Raw genomic sequence first — 14,704 nt, 5'->3', positions numbered from 1 at the left:
CGCTCGCCATGGGCTCTTCTTTCGTCTTTTTCAGCGAAGGATATGGCAATGCGTCGGCGTCTCGCCTTTTTCATGTTCCTGCTCTGTACGGCGCCGGCCGCCGCGGCGCCCGTAGCCTATGCCGTCGATCCCTCGGCGACCCGCATCGGCTTCGAGGTCGGAGCCAAGGGCTTTCCCCTGACCAAAGGCGTTTTTCGCGCGTTCACGGCCAATCTGAACATAGATTTCAACATGCCCGCCCGCAGCAAGGTGATGTTTCAGGTCGGTGCGGGATCGCTGGATACCCAGGCGCCGGCGCTCGACGATTATGTGCGTGGCCCCGTCTTCCTTGATGCTGCACGCTATCCGGAAATCACCTTTGACTCGATTCGGGTGCGCAAGCTCGATGACCAGACGGTGGAGGTGGTGGGAAATCTCACGCTATTAGGCGTCACGCGCGAGCAGGCGTTCGACGTGAAGGTCGCGCCGCATGCGGAAGGGAGCCGCGAGGGCTTCGCCTTTCAGGTGGAAGGGGCCATTCACAGGTCGGACTTCGGCATGACTGGCGGGTTGCCGTTGGTGTCGGACGACGTGCGCATCACCGTGTATGCACAGGCGGAACCGAAATGACCGCCCCCGCGAGCCAGCGGTGGAGCCTGCCGATGCGCGGGCTGCACTGGGGGATGGCGGCGCTGCTGGTGGTCTTGCTGGGGTTGGGTCTGGCCATGGCCTATGGCACGTTCGATCTCGGCCAAACCTTCGCCCTCTACCAATGGCATAAGTCCCTCGGAGTGCTGGTGATGCCGCTCGTGACGCTGCGGCTCATGCTGCGCCTCGGCGGGCGGCACCCCGGGCCTTCCACGCACCAGGCGCGCGCGCGTTGGGCCCCTCTGGAGGCGGGGCTCGCACGGATTGTCCACGGGCTGTTTTACCTGTTGATGGTGGCGCTGCCGCTCACGGGCTGGCTGGTGGTGTCGTCGTCCCCGCTTCATCTGCCGACCCGGCCGTTCAACCTCTTCACCTTGCCGGACCTGGTCGCCCCCGATGCGAATGTCTATGCATCGGCGAGCCAGCTGCATGCGATCCTCGCCTATCTGATGATCGGGGCGCTTACGCTCCACATTCTCGGGGGGCTGAAACACCGCTTCGTCGACCGGGATTCGACCCTGTCGCGCATGGGAATGTGAAGGCTTGCGCATCCGGCCGGTCCGGCGGATAAGCCATGCATGACCGAGCCTCAGACTGATCTCGACGCGCAGTTCCTGGAACAGGGGCGGTTGTTGTTCGCCGCGGAATGGAATTTCCTGACCGCGGCGCCGACCGTGGAATTCCTGCCGCCCATGCTGGGGCTCGAGATCGCCTTCGCCGGGCGCTCCAATGTCGGCAAGTCCAGCCTCGTGAACGGGCTTACCGGCCGCAAGACTTTGGCCCGCACCTCGGTCACGCCGGGGCGCACGCAGGAGCTGATTTTCTTCCGCGTCGGCCCGCAGCTCACCATGGTGGACATGCCCGGCTACGGCTTCGCCAAGGCGCCGAAGGAGAAGGTCGAAGCTTGGACCAACACCATCCTCGACTATCTCAAGGGGCGGGTGAATCTGGCGCGCGTGTTTGTGCTGATCGACGCCCGCCACGGCATCAAGCCGGTGGACGAGGAGATCTTGAATCTGCTGGACAAGGCGGCGGTCTCCTACGCCATCGTGCTCACCAAGGTGGACCAGGTGAAGCCGACTGCCTTTCCTGAGCGGCTCGCGGAGACCGAAGCGAAAATCCGCAAACGGCCCGCGGCCTATCCCCACGTCTTCGCCACTTCCAGCCATACCGGGGCAGGGCTTCCCGAATTGCGTGGCGCGGTGGCGAAATTGCTGACGGAACGCGCGGGTTAGAACCCCCGCCGCGCGGAGGGCTCAAGTCTGGTCGGATCCGGCGCGACTATCTTTTTCACACGCGACACGGGGTCCGGTGAAGGACGCGCCAGACCGGGACGCGGCGCCGCGCAGCCATGCACCCGCCAGGTGTCCTACAAAAAAGGGATGGTTCGGGTGTCCCGGTCGGCGGGGCGGTTACCCCGCGACGGGGCAAGGCCCAACCGCGGGCGAAGTTTTGGTTAGACCCGTCACCGTTTCAGGGACGGGGAGCCACGGCTTACGCTTGTGCGAATATGCTTTCGCGCCGCGAAGCGATGTCGCCTTGGCGCGAAATGCACATGCCTTAACGCTTGGGAGTTGGTTCCTGAAGCAAAGCTTCGGTTGCGGCGATCGCGCCTTCCAGCTCGGAAATCTTGCGCAGGGCGCCGTCCGAGGGAAAACTGGCGGACCGCGCCGCATTGAGGAGAAGTTCGCGCTGAGCCGTCTTCAATCGATCGAGGAGGCCCTGCAGGTCTGCCTCCGCTTGCTGCACCATTTTAACGCTGTATCCCTTGTCAAAAGCGATAACGGGCGCGACCGCTGAGGCCACGCCCGTCTCGAAAGCCGAGGCGGGAAATCCCACCTCATGAGTCAGTGATCAGTCTGCGACTTCGATGCCGCGGGCTTCGGGACCCTTGGGACCCTGGCCAACCTGCACCACCACGCGCTGGCCCTCGGCCAGATCGGCGAGACCGGAGCGGGACACGACGGTGACGTGGACGAACACGTCCTTGCCGCCGCCTTCAACGGCGATGAAGCCGAAGCCCTTATCGGGATTGTACCACTTCACGGTGCCGACACGTTCTTCCGTCGGACCGGTCGCGGCCCGGGGGCCTGCGCTGGCGCCGAAGCCGCCGGAACGCGGAGCGGCACCGAAGCCGCCGGTGCGCTCACGACGCGGCGGAGCCGCCTCGGCCGTGGAGGTGTCGACTTCGAGCACCTCGGTGACCTGACGGCCCTTCTGGCCCTGGCCGACGCGAACGCTCAGCTTGGAGCCGGGAGGAACGCTTTCCTGGCCGGCGGCCTCAAGGGCGCGCGCATGCAGGAACACGTCGCCGGACCCGTCGGCGAGCTCGACAAAGCCGAAGCCCTTCTCAGGGTTAAACCACTTCACAGTGGCATCGATTGGCGGACCAGACGGAGCCGGAGCACTGAAGCTGCTGCTCGGCGAAGAAAAGGGGCGGTCGCCCCCTCCAAAACTGCTGCGCGGCGGGGCGGCAAAGTCGTCATCAAAGCCACGACGGCGCGGCTCTCGGAAGTCTCGGTTACGGCTCATGTGTATTTCCGTTGAGGTCAGGTCGCCAATACTGGCTAGGGCCATCCACCATTGCTAAACTTGCTGATGCGTGCTGAACACGTTTTGGAATACCTCAAAAGAAGTTCCAAAACACCCTCAAGTCCGCTTCCCGTTTCTCGCCTCGCAGCCTAATGGACACAGCCAAATTGCTTCGCGGATCGTTCTAGATGCGCTCTACAAATCGGCATCCTAGACACTAACACACTTCTGTGACGATTTGGTACATGAATGTTTACCCCACCGCGCGCAAACTTAGTGGTAGGGGAGCGATGTTCCCGCCAAGGCCGTGCTGAAGGCCTTCCCGGGCTGTCAGCTTAGCCTGGAGTCCGGGCTGCGCGTGCCGCCGCAGCCGCATGCCGCCACATGCCGGGACCTGGGGCCACATGTAGGAACGCCGCTATGACCGATTTGACGGGCCCCGCCTCCGGGCGCCCAGGACATTCCGTGAGACAGGGATTCGTCCCGAAGATCGTCACGATCTTCTCGCAAGGGTACGGGTTCGGCGATCTTCGCGCCGATGCCGTCTCCGGCCTCACCGTCGCGATCGTCGCGCTGCCGCTCGCCATGGCCCTCGCCATCGCCTCGGGCGCGAGCCCCGACAAGGGGCTGATCACGGTGGTCGTGGCGGGCTTCATCATCTCCGCGTTCGGTGGCAGCCGCTATCAGATCGGCGGTCCCACCGGCGCGTTCGTGGTGGTGGTCGCCAACGTGATCGCCACGCACGGCTATGACGGGCTGATCATCGCCACCCTTATGGCGGGGCTGATCCTGGTGGTGGCCGGGTTCGCCCGTCTCGGCAATTTCATGCGCTACATTCCCGAGCCGGTGGTCACGGGCTTCACCGCCGGCATCGCCGTCATCATCTTCTCCAGCCAGGTGAAGGATTTCTTCGGCCTCACCGTGGCCCATCTGCCGGCGGAGTTCATCGGCCAGTGGGAAGCGCTGTTCGCGGCGGCACCCACGGTTTCGCTGGCCACCGCTGCCCTGTCGGTCGGCGCGCTGGCCATCATCCTGGTGCTGCGGCGGGTCGCGCCCAAGGCGCCGGGCTTCCTCATCGTGGTGCTGCTCGGGTCGCTTGCCGTGGTGTTTCTGAAGGTTCCGGTCGACACCATCGGCTCGCGGTTCGGCGGCATCTCAGGCGCCCTGCCGCTGCCGAGCTTCCCGGCCTTCACCTTCGCGCGCGTTACCGAGCTGCTGCCGAGCGCCCTGACCATCGCATTCCTCGCCGGCGTGGAGAGCCTGCTTTCGGCCGTGGTGGCCGATGGCATGACCGGCGGTCGGCATCGCCCTAATGCGGAATTGTTGGCACAGGGCCTTGCCAATACCGCGTCCGCTTTGTTCGGTGGGCTGCCGGCGACAGGTGCCATCGCTCGCACGGCGACCAACATCCGAGCTGGAGCGCGCACGCCCGTTTCCGGCGTGATGCACGCCGTGTTCGTGCTGGCGGTGATGCTGCTGCTGGCGCCGCTCGCCGTCTACGTGCCGCTGGCGAGCCTTGCCGCCATCCTCATGGTCGTGGCCTGGAATATGAGTGAGATCGGCAAGATCCGCCATCTCATGAGTGCGCCGATCGGTGACCGGATCCTGCTTCTCTCTACCCTGGCGCTGACGGTGGCCGTGGACCTGACGGTCGCCATCGCCGTGGGTGTGGTGCTGGCGGCGGTGATCTTCATGCATCGCATGGCGCAGATGACGCGGGTGGAACTGGCACCCCGCACCGACGATAACGAAACCGATGTGCGCGCCCTGCTGCCGGCGGGCGTCGAGGTGTTCGACGTCAGCGGGCCACTGTTCTTCGGCGCCGCCGCGCATCTGTCCGAGGTGCTCGACCAGATCGGCCAGATGCCGCGCGTGTTCATCCTGCGTATGGAGGAGGTGCCGATGATCGATGCCACCGGCGTCGGCGCGGTGGTCGAATTCGTGCGGCGCTGCCGCCACAGCGGAACTCAGGTGATCCTGTGCGGGATGGTGCCGCAGATCGAAGGGGTGCTGCGCCGCATGGGCCTTGCCCCCGAGGGTGAGCAGGTGCGCTGGGCCGACAGTTTCGATGCCGCGCTCGCCTTGTCGCAGCCAGTTGCCGCCGCTGCCTGAAGCGGGCCGGAGCATGATGTTGGCGGCGCGCGTAGGGGCGTCGCGACATCATGTTGACGGCATTTCTACGCTTGGCTTTTAAACCGCGCGATGAGCCAGGCGCCGGCCGGTCCCGGCGGGCTGTCGGTGCGATATATGGCCTGCAGGGCGTACGAGGTGCCCCGGGCGTCGGGCATGTCGAGCTGCACCAGCCGGCCGGACTTAAGATCCTCCCGCACCAGGGGCAGGGGCATGTTGCCCCAGCCGATGCCCTCGCGCAGCAAGGTGTGCTTGGCGCCGAGATCCGCGAGCCGCCAGGTGCGGGTGCCGATGACGCCCAGGTCGAGGCCCTCGGTCAGCGGCGAGCGGTCGGTCAGCACCAGTTGGATGTGTTCCCGGCCTGCGCCGGGCTGGTTCTCCGCGGCGCGGGCGAGGGGATGGTTCGGGGCAGCCACGGGCACCAGTTCCACCACGCCGATGCCGATGCGCTCCAGCCCGGTGAGGCCGAAGTCCAGCGGGCCGCTGACGCCGAGCGTCGCCTGCCGGTTCAGCACCATCTGGGTCACCGCACCGAGTGCCTCCACATAGAGCCGCAGGTTCACCGTCGGGAAGGCTTCGCGAAAGCCCTTCAGCGCATCGACCACCCGAGCGGCGGGAAGCATGACGTCGAGCGCGAGGTGGATTTCCGGCTCCAGCCCCTGCAGCATACCCTTCACCTTTGCACGCAGGCCGTTGATGCCGTTGGCGAGCGAGCGGGCTTCGCCGAGTACCGTGCGGCCGGCCTCGGTCAGGCGTGGCTTCTTGGTCGTGTCGCGATCGAACAAGGTAACGCCGAGCTGGGCTTCGAGATTGGCGATGGAATAGCTGATCACCGACGTGGCGCGGCCGAGCTTGCGCGCCGCGCCGGCGAAGCTGCCCGCGTCCACGACGCAGAGGAAGACGTTCAACTGATCGAAGGTGGGCGTGCCGGGCTCGGGCATCGCGCGGGGGCTCCTGAGTGGCAGGCATAAGGGGCGTGTCACGTTAGGATACTTATAGGCCGTCGATCGACCGCTTAAAGGCGTGGTACGCGAACTTTTCTAAAATCTCGAACATTATCGTTTAAATTATTCGGCTAGATCCAGGTGTCGAGGAGTGCGATTTTGCCGGCACCCCAGCGGCCAAGGCCGCGTTTCAGCTCGCGGAGGCCGTTATGGCTAAGGTTCTGGTTCTGTATTATTCGTCCTACGGCCATGTGGAAACCATGGCTTATGCGGTGGCGGAAGGCGCCCGTGCCGCCGGCGCGCAGGCGGATGTGAAGCGCATTCCCGAGACCGTGCCGGAAGAGATCGCCAAGGGCGCGCATTTCAAGCTGGATCAGGCCGCCCCGATCGCTGCCGTCGCCGACCTTGAGCATTATGACGCGATCATCATCGGCACCGGCACGCGCTTCGGGCGCATGTCGTCTCAGCTCGCGGCGTTCCTGGATCAGGCCGGTGGCCTGTGGGCACGGGGCGCGCTAAACGGCAAGGTGGGCGGAGCCTTCGCCTCCACCGCCACCCAGCACGGCGGCCAGGAGACCACCTTATTCTCCATCATCACCAATCTCCTGCATTTCGGCATGGTGGTCGTCGGCCTTCCCTACAGCCACCAAGGCCAGATGACGCTCGATGAGATCGTCGGCGGCGCGCCCTATGGCGCCACCACGATCGCCGGCGGCGACGGTTCGCGCCAACCCTCGCAGATCGAACTGGCCGGCGCGCGCCACCAGGGCGAGATCATCGCCAAGACCGCCGCCAAACTGTTCGGCTGACACGCGATCATTTCAAAAGCAAAGCGGCGGCCCCGGAGGCCGCCGCTTTCATTTCGCGCGGTCGAAGTCATGGCGGCGGTAACCTCGATCAACATTTGCGAGGGTGCGAAGGGCCAGGGGCAGGGGCCCATAAAGTGTTTGGCTTCGCCGGCTCGGCGTGATTCGCGGCTTGCGGGAGGCCGCACGGTTGAATCGGGATCGTTTCTGGCTCACGGACGCGCAATTTGCACGGATCGAGCCGCATCTTCCGACGGATATGCGTGGAAGCCGCGTGTTGACGACCGCCGCGGAATCAATGGCATCGTCCATGTCCTGAAGTCCGGCGGACGCTGGATCAATGCACCGCCCGACTACGGGCCGCGCAAGACGCTCTGCAGCCGCTATGTGCGCGGGGCAGTCAAGGGCGTCTGGGTCGATCTCTTCTACGCCCTGGCGAGTGCCGGCGGTCCTCCAGCCCAAGTGCTCATCGATAGCCCCGCCGTGAAGGCGCACGGCTCGGCCTCGGGCGGAAAAAGGGGGGAGCGGAGCCAGGCCATCGGCCGCTCGCGCGGCGGGCGCACGACCAAGATCCACGTACTGACCGACGCGAGTGCCGGCCCATCGTCTTCCTGCTCACCGGCGCCGCCATCTACGTCGCGCCGACCCTCAGCGACTGGTTATGAGTCCTGCCCTAGGATCGCAAGGGCCCCGTCGGCGGAAGAATTGTGGCTTCCATAACGTTCCATATCCGCTCTGCATTGAGCTGGATCTGTTCGGCGGCGCTTTCGAGCTCCGCCTGTTGCACCGTGTCGTTCGCCAGATGTCGGCGGATCGCCTCAGCCTGGAGCAGGATGGCCGTTACAGCATTGGCGAGCGGACCGCGGATGAACTCCGTGTCGCTTGTGCGGTGAACATTCTGGCCTTTCACCCCCTCGCTCCCGATAGGGAGACTAAAACGTCTGTCTGTCTGATCCATTACCGTCTCCAATACCTCAACGATATAGGGCCAGCGTAGCTCGGCGGTTGCGTAACACGAGACAAGCTGCGTAAATCGCTGTTAAGTAAAGTAGCTGCGTTCTGTGATGTGAGGACGCCTTGCCGCGAATTGCGAGCGGGCCGATCCCAAATGAGATGGACCCACTCGATCGCGATCCGAGCAAATTGAACCAATTTGCTCGGCAAGTCTCCCCCTAACCTAAAGATATAGAACGCGTTTTCCGATCACATTGCAGTGCAAACTGATCGGCGCATGCTCTAGCCGAGCACGGATGGCAGGAAGAGGACGACATCCGGCACGCAGATCAACATGGCCAGCACGGCCATGTCCATCAGCCCGAACCAGAACAAACCGCGGAAAATCGCTGAGGTGGGGGCAAGGTCGCCGACCACACCCTTGATCACAAAAACGTTGAGACCGACCGGAGGGGTGATCATGCCGATCTCCAGCAGCTTCGTCAGGACGACGCCGAACCAGATCGGGTCAAGACCGGCCGTCGCCACAAGCGGCAAAACGATAGGCAGGGTGATCAGCATGCTGCTGATGGGTTCGAGAAAGCATCCGAGGACCAGATAGAGCAGGGCGATGGCTAGCATCAGCGCCGCAGGATGCTGGCCCAGCACGGCGAGGTTATCGGCTATAAATGCGCCGGTTCCGCCAATCGTGAGCAGTCTTGCCAGGAGGCTCGCGCCGATTCCGATCAGGATCAGCGCACAGGTCGTCTGCGCCGTCTCTCCTACCGCCTCGACAAAGGCGCTCAAGCTGAGCGAGCGCTTGGCAAAGCCAATCAGCGCAGCCGTTGCCGCGCCGGCCGCACCGGCTTCGGTGGGCGTGAATACGCCTCCGAATAGGCCACCGAAGACGGACAGGAGAAGGAGAACGACCGGCCACGTCTCTCGAAATGCCGCAAGGCGCTCCGTCCGGTTCGCGCGGTGGTCCAAGGGCGGTGCGAGGGAAGGGTCGAGCCGGGTCCGTATCAGGATAACAAGAATATAGCCGATGGACGTGAGAAGCCCGGCGCTGATGCCGGCGAGGAAGAGCTGCGTTACCGGAGCTTCGGCGATCAGGCCGTAGAAGATGAGGATGATCGACGGCGGGATTAGGGCGCCGATGGTTCCCGCCGCTGCGACAGAGCCTGCCGCTAGTCCGGGATGATATCTCGCCGCGATCATCTGAGGGATGGCGATCTTGCCGATCGTGGCGGAGCACGCCAGCGAGGAACCGCACATCGCGGCAAAGCCGGTGGCGCCGAGGACCGAGGCGATGGCGAGGCCGCCCGGGATGGCCGCGAGCCACACCCGTGCAAGCTGGAACAGTCCGTCAGTCAGCCCGGCGCGGTTGCAGATGTGGCCCATAAGAAGGAACATAGGCAGCGAGCTGAGAATCCAGTTCGCCGCGAAGTTGAATGGCACGATCCCGAGGGCGCCCAGCGCCACGGCCCATCCCTTCAAGGCCCAGAGGCCGAGGAAGGAGACGCCGATGAGTGCGGGGCCGATGGGCAGGCCAAGCAGCAGCATGGCGACCAGCAGAATCAGCGCAATCAGGCCAATCTCGACGCCGCTCACAGATCATGCTCCGTCTGCGATATCACGGGCGCGTGCCGGACGGGCGTAGAACCGGCCGCAACAGGAAGGCGATTGCCAGTAGGCCCGCACCGAAGGGAACCGCGAAATGAGCGGGCCACACCGGCATGACCGCGCTGCCTTGCACCTGCGACGCGCTGACCTGCCAGTCGTGCACCGCATCCGTCCAGCCGCTCCAGGCGACCAACGCCATGATCAGCGCCGCGACCACGCCGTTTATCGCCTGCATGTGCCTGTGCAGGCGGGCGGGAAGGAGTGGTGTCAGAAGATCGACCGAGATGTGGGCGCGGTGCCGCTCGACGAGGGCCATCGGCGCGAAGACCGCGATCACCATGTAGTAGTACGTCACCGTGGTGAGCGTCCCCGGAAGGGGCTGCCCCAACAGCTTGCGCAAAGCGACGTCGAGCGAGACATGCGCCATCATCAAGAGGATCGCGGCGGCGCCGAGAAAAGCGCCCGCCCGCGCTGCCGCATCGACCAGCCGAATGATCCGCTTCACCCGCCCCCCCCTTTGAGCGCACATCTCACACGCGGCAGGCCGGCGCTCAGCGGCCAGGATCGCTCACATCCACCTTCGAATAGAGTTCCCGCCAATAGATATCCGCCAGTTCTTCGGCGGAAGAGACCTGTTGCACACGCATTGTCCACCGCTCGAGGATCGGCAGGAATTCGGCCAGCATTTGCCGGCTACGGACGACGCCCTGAGCGGCATAGATCTCCGCCAGCCGGCTGAGGTCGGCTTCGGTGAAGCGCGCGCTGGCCTCCCGGACGGCCGCATCGGCGTCGTAGACGTTTCCGCCCGCGGCCTTGATCTGCCCCATCACCTGCTGTTCGTCCTCGCTATAAGCCCAATTGGTGGTGGCCGTTCCCCGGGCGGTGGCCTTCATGATCGCCATGCGCTGCGCCGTCGTCAGGCTGCGCCAGACATCGCGGTTCACGTTGGCGAACGCCGCCACATAGACGCCGCCGGGAATATCCGCCGTGATGGCGTGGACGGAGCTGCTCAGGCCGAAGTTGCGGACATCGGGAAGGGAGAGGACGACGCAGTCGATGATGCGCTGCGTCAGCGCCTCAAGCATCTCATTGCCGGCCATGGTGACGGGCACGGCCTTCATCGCCTCGGCCCAGCGCGCCCAGTTCGCGCCGCCGACCCTGAGCCGCGCTCCACGGAGCTCCGCCATGGAGCGAACCGGGCGTGCGCAGCTGAGGGCGTAGGGGGTCGTCGCGGCTGCGCCGGTATAGATCTGGTTCTGGCGGGCAAATTCCGCGGTGCATTCCACACAGCGCGTCAGGATGAACTCTGCCATGGCGGGCGCATAGGCGGCGCCCTTCAGCCGGCGCGGCAGGTCCGCGAACCGGTCTAGCATCATGGACGCGTCATGGATCAGGTTGGTCGCGGGATATTCGCCGGGCCGGTAGGTGGTCAGCACCATTCCAATATCGGCGAGCCCAGTCCGCAGCCCGGACGATGTCTCCGCGAGGCTCAGCAGCGACATGGCGTACACACGCGCCGTCACCTCGCCCGAGGTCTCCTCGCGAAGGGTGGCGGCGAATACTTCCCCGCCCTTGACAAGGCGGGATTGAGGCGGATGACCGATGGCAAAGGACAGCTCCGCCGCGTCCAGCGGGCGAAGCGCTGCCGCCAGGAGGAGACCGGTCAGGGCGTACACCAGTCTGCGGTTCATCTCGCCACTCTGACACCCGCATACGGGCAGGAATGGACATGAAGCCACTCAACGCCTGGATTGTGGCGCGAGTGGCCGTTAAACACGCATAAAGCTTAGCACGGATCTATAGCTTGCCCGAAGAATAGTGCGTAAGTTGGCGGCAATGAAAAATGCATTTGCCGCGCGTGGCTGGGTCCGGCGGCGCAATGCCTCCGGTGGGGACGCCGATAGATCACATTTCCGAGATCGGGTGAGCCGGGCTTTGGTCACGACCATGTCCGACGGCGTAATCAGCGGGCTTTGGAGGAGCCGTCGTGCCATTGGCCTCGAACAACCGGTCACCGTTTTCCGCGGCGCATTGGCTTGCGCGATTCACATTGTGGTTGATGCCGCGCCTCCGGCGCAAGGCAGCCTATGCCTGAGATCCCGGACACCGCGTCCGCTTGGCGCACGGCCACCTTTGGACCCTACACGCTGAACCCGGCCCGCCGGCGGCTGGCACGTGGCCCGGATGCGATCCAGGTCGGAAGCCGAGCGATGGATCTGCTCATCGCCCTGGTGGAGAGCGCCGGGCAGGTGCTGAGCCATCGCCGGCTCCTGGCTCATGCATGGCCCAGCTTGACGGTCGAGGAAGCCAATCTCCGCGTGCACATCTCAGCCTTGCGCAAGACGCTGGCCGGCGGCGAGGCGGATGGCGAATATATCGAGAACCTCGTGGGCCGTGGCTATTGCTTCGTTGCTCCGGTGACCTGGTCGAGCGCAGCCCCTGCCGCGCCGCCCGTAACGGGCTCAGCCGGCGAGGGGGCGCCGGCGGAATCGGCCAAGCCCCAGGCCCGGGCGGCACAGCGGCTGCCCCTGCCTGCCACCCGCGTCGTCGGGCTCGATCCGCTGGTGGACCATCTGGTGGAGACGCTCAATCACCAGCGCTTCATCACGCTCGTCAGCCCCGGCGGGATGGGCAAGACCACGGCGGCCATCTTCGTCGGCCGTGCGATCCAGACCCGCAAGGGCGGCGAGGTGGCCTTTGTGGACCTTAGCCCGGTGCGTGATCCCAATCTGGTCGCGTCCGCATTGGCCACCACTCTCGGAATCGTGTCGAAGCACGGCCAGACTGAAGAAATCATCATCTCGCAACTGCAGGGCCGGCCGATGTTGCTGATCCTCGACAATTGCGAGCACCTGATCGACGCCGCCGCCGCCCTGTGCGGGCGCTTGTTCGGCGAATTGCCGGACCTGTGCCTGCTCGCCACCAGCCGCGAAGCGCTGCGGGTGGAAGGTGAGCACGTGCACCTGCTGCCACCCTTGGCGACACCGCCGGCCGGGGTGGCGCTTACGGCGGCCGAGGCGCTGACCTTCCCCGCGGTACAGCTCTTCATGGAGCGCGCCGCGACCAGCGGCCATCGCGCGCCGCTGGATGATGAGGGTGCGGAGTTGGTCGCCGACATCTGCCGCCGCCTGGATGGGATGGCACTCGCCATCGAGCTGGCTGCAAGCCGCGCCGGCGCGTTCGGGCTGAGGGGCGTCGTGGACATGCTGAGCGACAGCGTCCGGCTATACTGGGAGGGACGCCGGGGCGCTCCAGCCCGGCACCAGACCCTGGATGCCGTGTTCGACTGGAGCTATGCGCTGCTGTCGCCGCGCGACCGGCGCGTCCTGCGGCACCTGTCCATCTTCGCCGGGCTATTCACTCTAAAGGACGCTTTGACGATCGCGGCGGACGACGAGGATCGGCTCGCCGTCGCCAGCGCTCTGACTGGGTTGGTCGACAAGTCACTGATTTGGGCTTCGGCAAGCGGCTCTCCCGTCTATTTCCGCCTTTTGGATACGACCCGAGCTTTCGCCAACGCCAAGCTTCAGGAGGTCGATGAATCCGACGCAGTGTCGCATCGGCTCGTTCGCCATCTAATCGACGTCCTCCGCGCGGATAAGCTCGACACCGCCATATTCAGCAGCCGCGACCTCTCTGCGCATGCCGTGCGCCTCGGCGACATCCGCGCCTCGCTGCGCTGGTGCCTTGCCCACGCAGCGCGGCGCGGCGAGTTCATTGAGCTCGCAGCGATCTCGGCGCCGCTCTTTCTCGCCTTGGCGCTGCTCGGGGAATGCGAGAGCTGGTGCCGCATGGCGCTGGAAACGATGGACGACGAGGCCCGGGGCAATCATGTCGAGTTGCTGCTGCTGGAGGGGCTGACCATCGGGGCCATGTTCACCCGCGGGAATCGCGGGACGATCAGTTCGGCCATTGCGCATGGCCAGGCTCTGGCGGCGAGCCTGAACGAGCCGACGCACGAACTGCATCTGCTCGGCGGCGAGCACATCTTCCTCACGCGCATCGGTAACTTCCGCGGCTCGCTCTCCGTCGCGGAGCGGTGTAGTCATCTCAGTTCCACCGTCGGCACGCCAGAAGCCATCGCCATGGCCGAATGGATGATCGGCTGCAGCCACCATCTCTTGGGTGATCAGCGGAAGTCACAAGTCTTCGGTGAGCGCGGCTTTGAACATATTCCTGTCGCCGCGCCCACCAATGTGGACTATTTCGGCTATGACCATCGTGTCCGCGCGATGGAAATCATGGCGCGGACCTTATGGCTGCGCGGCGACACCCAGCGATCGGCACGGTTCGCCGAGGACAGCATCCGCGAGGCCGAGCGCCGCGGCCATCCCGTATCGATCTGCATTGCCCTCATGTACACCGGTGAAGTTGCGCTTTGGAATGAGGAGCTCGACCTCGCCGAGCACCGTCTGAGCCGTGCCTCCGACCATGCCTCCCGGCACGCACTTGTCCCCTACAGGGTCGTCAGCGAAGGCCTCATGGGCGCGCTCGCCGTGCTGCGGGGAAGGGTCGATGAGGGTGTGAGCGCGATGGAGCGGGCGCTCGGTTTCTGCCAGATCGAGGACCATCACGTCATCACCGTCGAGATCATGGTGAACCTAGCGCGGGGGCAGGGGAAACTGGGCCTCATCGACGCCGCACGCGCCACTTCCACGGCGGCGGTGGACAAAGCCCGCGCCTTCGGGGGCAGCTGTTTTCTCGCAGACCTTCTGCTCTGCCAAGCGGAGCTGGAAGCCGCGGCTGGCGCTCAAGTCCAGAGCGTAGACCGGCTCATGCAGCAAGCCCTCGATGTTGCAAAGTGTCAGTCGGCCCATCATCTTGAACTCAAGATCGCCCTGGCGCGGCACCGCCTGTGCGCGCGCGACGAGACGGCGTCGGCGCTTGCCGACATCTGCGGCCAGTTCGCCGAGAAGGCACACAGCCCGTTCCTGTCGGTTGCCCGCCGCCTGCTGACGGCGGGGGCCTAAACAAGAGCCGTGCGTTTCATCTCGCTGGGGAAGGGAGATCAGGTTTAACGCGGCTTTACAGGGCTGAACGAGCGTCGCCACAGCCGTCGAGCCATCATCTGGGCCTTATCAACGAGCGTCGTCGTGAACCTTGAAGAGG

Annotated in this window: 13 protein-coding genes and 1 pseudogene; 7 read left to right on the top strand and 7 right to left on the bottom strand. The window is 65.1% G+C overall.

Annotated elements, in window-relative coordinates; all coding sequences use genetic code 11:
* Positions 1-48 precede the first annotated feature (48 nt).
* Genes V5F77_RS10855 through yihA form a run of 3 tightly spaced genes read left to right on the top strand, consistent with a single transcriptional unit; the run spans position 49 to position 1,862 of the window.
* On the top strand, positions 49-609 hold the full coding sequence (locus V5F77_RS10855) for a YceI family protein (protein WP_429005366.1): 561 nt from the start codon (positions 49-51) through the stop codon (positions 607-609).
* Positions 606-1,166 carry a cytochrome b gene (locus V5F77_RS10850; RefSeq protein WP_429005365.1) on the top strand — a complete coding sequence of 187 codons (561 nt, stop codon included), beginning with the start codon at positions 606-608 and terminating at the stop codon, positions 1,164-1,166. Before V5F77_RS10855 ends, V5F77_RS10850 begins: the two co-directional genes overlap by 4 nt.
* Before the next feature lie 39 nt (positions 1,167-1,205).
* Positions 1,206-1,862: a ribosome biogenesis GTP-binding protein YihA/YsxC gene (yihA, locus tag V5F77_RS10845; RefSeq protein WP_429005364.1), complete on the top strand. Its 657-nt coding sequence runs from the start codon at positions 1,206-1,208 to the stop codon at positions 1,860-1,862.
* A gap of 325 nt (positions 1,863-2,187) precedes the next feature.
* Here yihA and V5F77_RS10840 read toward each other — a convergent pair whose 3' ends face one another.
* Together V5F77_RS10840 and V5F77_RS10835 are read right to left on the bottom strand one after the other, a co-directional pair.
* Complete coding sequence (locus tag V5F77_RS10840) at positions 2,188-2,433, bottom strand: hypothetical protein (RefSeq protein WP_429005363.1); 246 nt, start codon at positions 2,431-2,433, stop codon at positions 2,188-2,190.
* Positions 2,434-2,481: 48 nt separating this feature from the next.
* Positions 2,482-2,997 carry a cold-shock protein gene (locus V5F77_RS10835; RefSeq protein WP_429005362.1) on the bottom strand — a complete coding sequence of 172 codons (516 nt, stop codon included), beginning with the start codon at positions 2,995-2,997 and terminating at the stop codon, positions 2,482-2,484.
* A 627-nt stretch (positions 2,998-3,624) separates the two neighbouring features.
* Here V5F77_RS10835 and V5F77_RS10830 point away from each other — a divergent pair.
* Entirely contained in the window at positions 3,625-5,271 is a 1,647-nt protein-coding gene (locus tag V5F77_RS10830) for a SulP family inorganic anion transporter (RefSeq protein ID WP_429005361.1), read from the top strand.
* 65 nt (positions 5,272-5,336) lie between these two features.
* Here the strand turns inward: V5F77_RS10830 and V5F77_RS10825 are convergent, their stop codons facing one another.
* Positions 5,337-6,230 (bottom strand): LysR family transcriptional regulator, encoded by an 894-nt coding sequence (locus V5F77_RS10825; RefSeq protein ID WP_429005360.1) that lies wholly within the window; start codon positions 6,228-6,230, stop codon positions 5,337-5,339.
* A 212-nt stretch (positions 6,231-6,442) separates the two neighbouring features.
* Between V5F77_RS10825 and wrbA the strand changes: the two genes are divergently transcribed.
* Both wrbA and V5F77_RS10815 read left to right on the top strand, forming a co-directional pair.
* On the top strand, positions 6,443-7,042 hold the full coding sequence (gene wrbA / locus V5F77_RS10820) for an NAD(P)H:quinone oxidoreductase (protein WP_429005359.1): 600 nt from the start codon (positions 6,443-6,445) through the stop codon (positions 7,040-7,042).
* Positions 7,043-7,229: 187 nt separating this feature from the next.
* Positions 7,230-7,671: pseudogene (locus V5F77_RS10815) on the top strand (IS5 family transposase); the annotation flags it as partial.
* A 41-nt stretch (positions 7,672-7,712) separates the two neighbouring features.
* Here the strand turns inward: V5F77_RS10815 and V5F77_RS10810 are convergent.
* The 4 genes from V5F77_RS10810 to V5F77_RS10795 form a co-directional block, all read right to left on the bottom strand.
* Positions 7,713-7,997: a hypothetical protein gene (locus tag V5F77_RS10810; RefSeq protein ID WP_429005358.1), complete on the bottom strand. Its 285-nt coding sequence runs from the start codon at positions 7,995-7,997 to the stop codon at positions 7,713-7,715.
* A gap of 278 nt (positions 7,998-8,275) precedes the next feature.
* The gene (locus V5F77_RS10805; protein WP_429005357.1) at positions 8,276-9,583 is read right to left on the bottom strand and encodes a TRAP transporter large permease; all 1,308 of its coding nucleotides are present in this window, start codon (positions 9,581-9,583) and stop codon (positions 8,276-8,278) included.
* A 22-nt stretch (positions 9,584-9,605) separates the two neighbouring features.
* Positions 9,606-10,100, bottom strand: a complete 495-nt coding sequence (locus V5F77_RS10800) for a TRAP transporter small permease (protein WP_429005356.1) — start codon at positions 10,098-10,100, stop codon at positions 9,606-9,608.
* A gap of 46 nt (positions 10,101-10,146) precedes the next feature.
* Entirely contained in the window at positions 10,147-11,286 is a 1,140-nt protein-coding gene (locus V5F77_RS10795; RefSeq protein ID WP_429005355.1) for a C4-dicarboxylate TRAP transporter substrate-binding protein, read from the bottom strand.
* 396 nt (positions 11,287-11,682) lie between these two features.
* On the opposite strand from V5F77_RS10795, the gene V5F77_RS10790 reads away from it, so the two are divergent.
* A complete protein-coding gene (locus V5F77_RS10790) occupies positions 11,683-14,565 on the top strand; it encodes an ATP-binding protein (RefSeq protein ID WP_429005354.1) in 2,883 nt (960 codons plus the stop codon).
* The last annotated feature ends 139 nt before the right edge of the window (positions 14,566-14,704 follow it).

Source organism: Roseixanthobacter psychrophilus (assembly GCF_043195195.1).
In the GTDB taxonomy this organism is placed as follows: Bacteria; Pseudomonadota; Alphaproteobacteria; order Rhizobiales; family Xanthobacteraceae; genus NCEH01.
This window is presented reverse-complemented; position numbering and strand designations above follow the sequence as displayed.

Bases quoted from the DNA above. Each gene is read 5' to 3' on its own strand.
- V5F77_RS10855 (WP_429005366.1), top strand. From the start codon at position 49: ATGCGTCGGCGTCTCGCCTTTTTCATGTTCCTGCTCTGTACGGCGCCG.
- V5F77_RS10850 (WP_429005365.1), top strand. From the start codon at position 606: ATGACCGCCCCCGCGAGCCAGCGGTGGAGCCTGCCGATGCGCGGGCTG.
- yihA (WP_429005364.1), top strand. From the start codon at position 1,206: ATGACCGAGCCTCAGACTGATCTCGACGCGCAGTTCCTGGAACAGGGG.
- V5F77_RS10825 (WP_429005360.1), bottom strand. From the start codon at position 6,230: ATGCCCGAGCCCGGCACGCCCACCTTCGATCAGTTGAACGTCTTCCTC.
- wrbA (WP_429005359.1), top strand. From the start codon at position 6,443: ATGGCTAAGGTTCTGGTTCTGTATTATTCGTCCTACGGCCATGTGGAA.
- V5F77_RS10810 (WP_429005358.1), bottom strand. From the start codon at position 7,997: ATGGATCAGACAGACAGACGTTTTAGTCTCCCTATCGGGAGCGAGGGG.
- V5F77_RS10795 (WP_429005355.1), bottom strand. From the start codon at position 11,286: ATGAACCGCAGACTGGTGTACGCCCTGACCGGTCTCCTCCTGGCGGCA.
- V5F77_RS10790 (WP_429005354.1), top strand. From the start codon at position 11,683: ATGCCTGAGATCCCGGACACCGCGTCCGCTTGGCGCACGGCCACCTTT.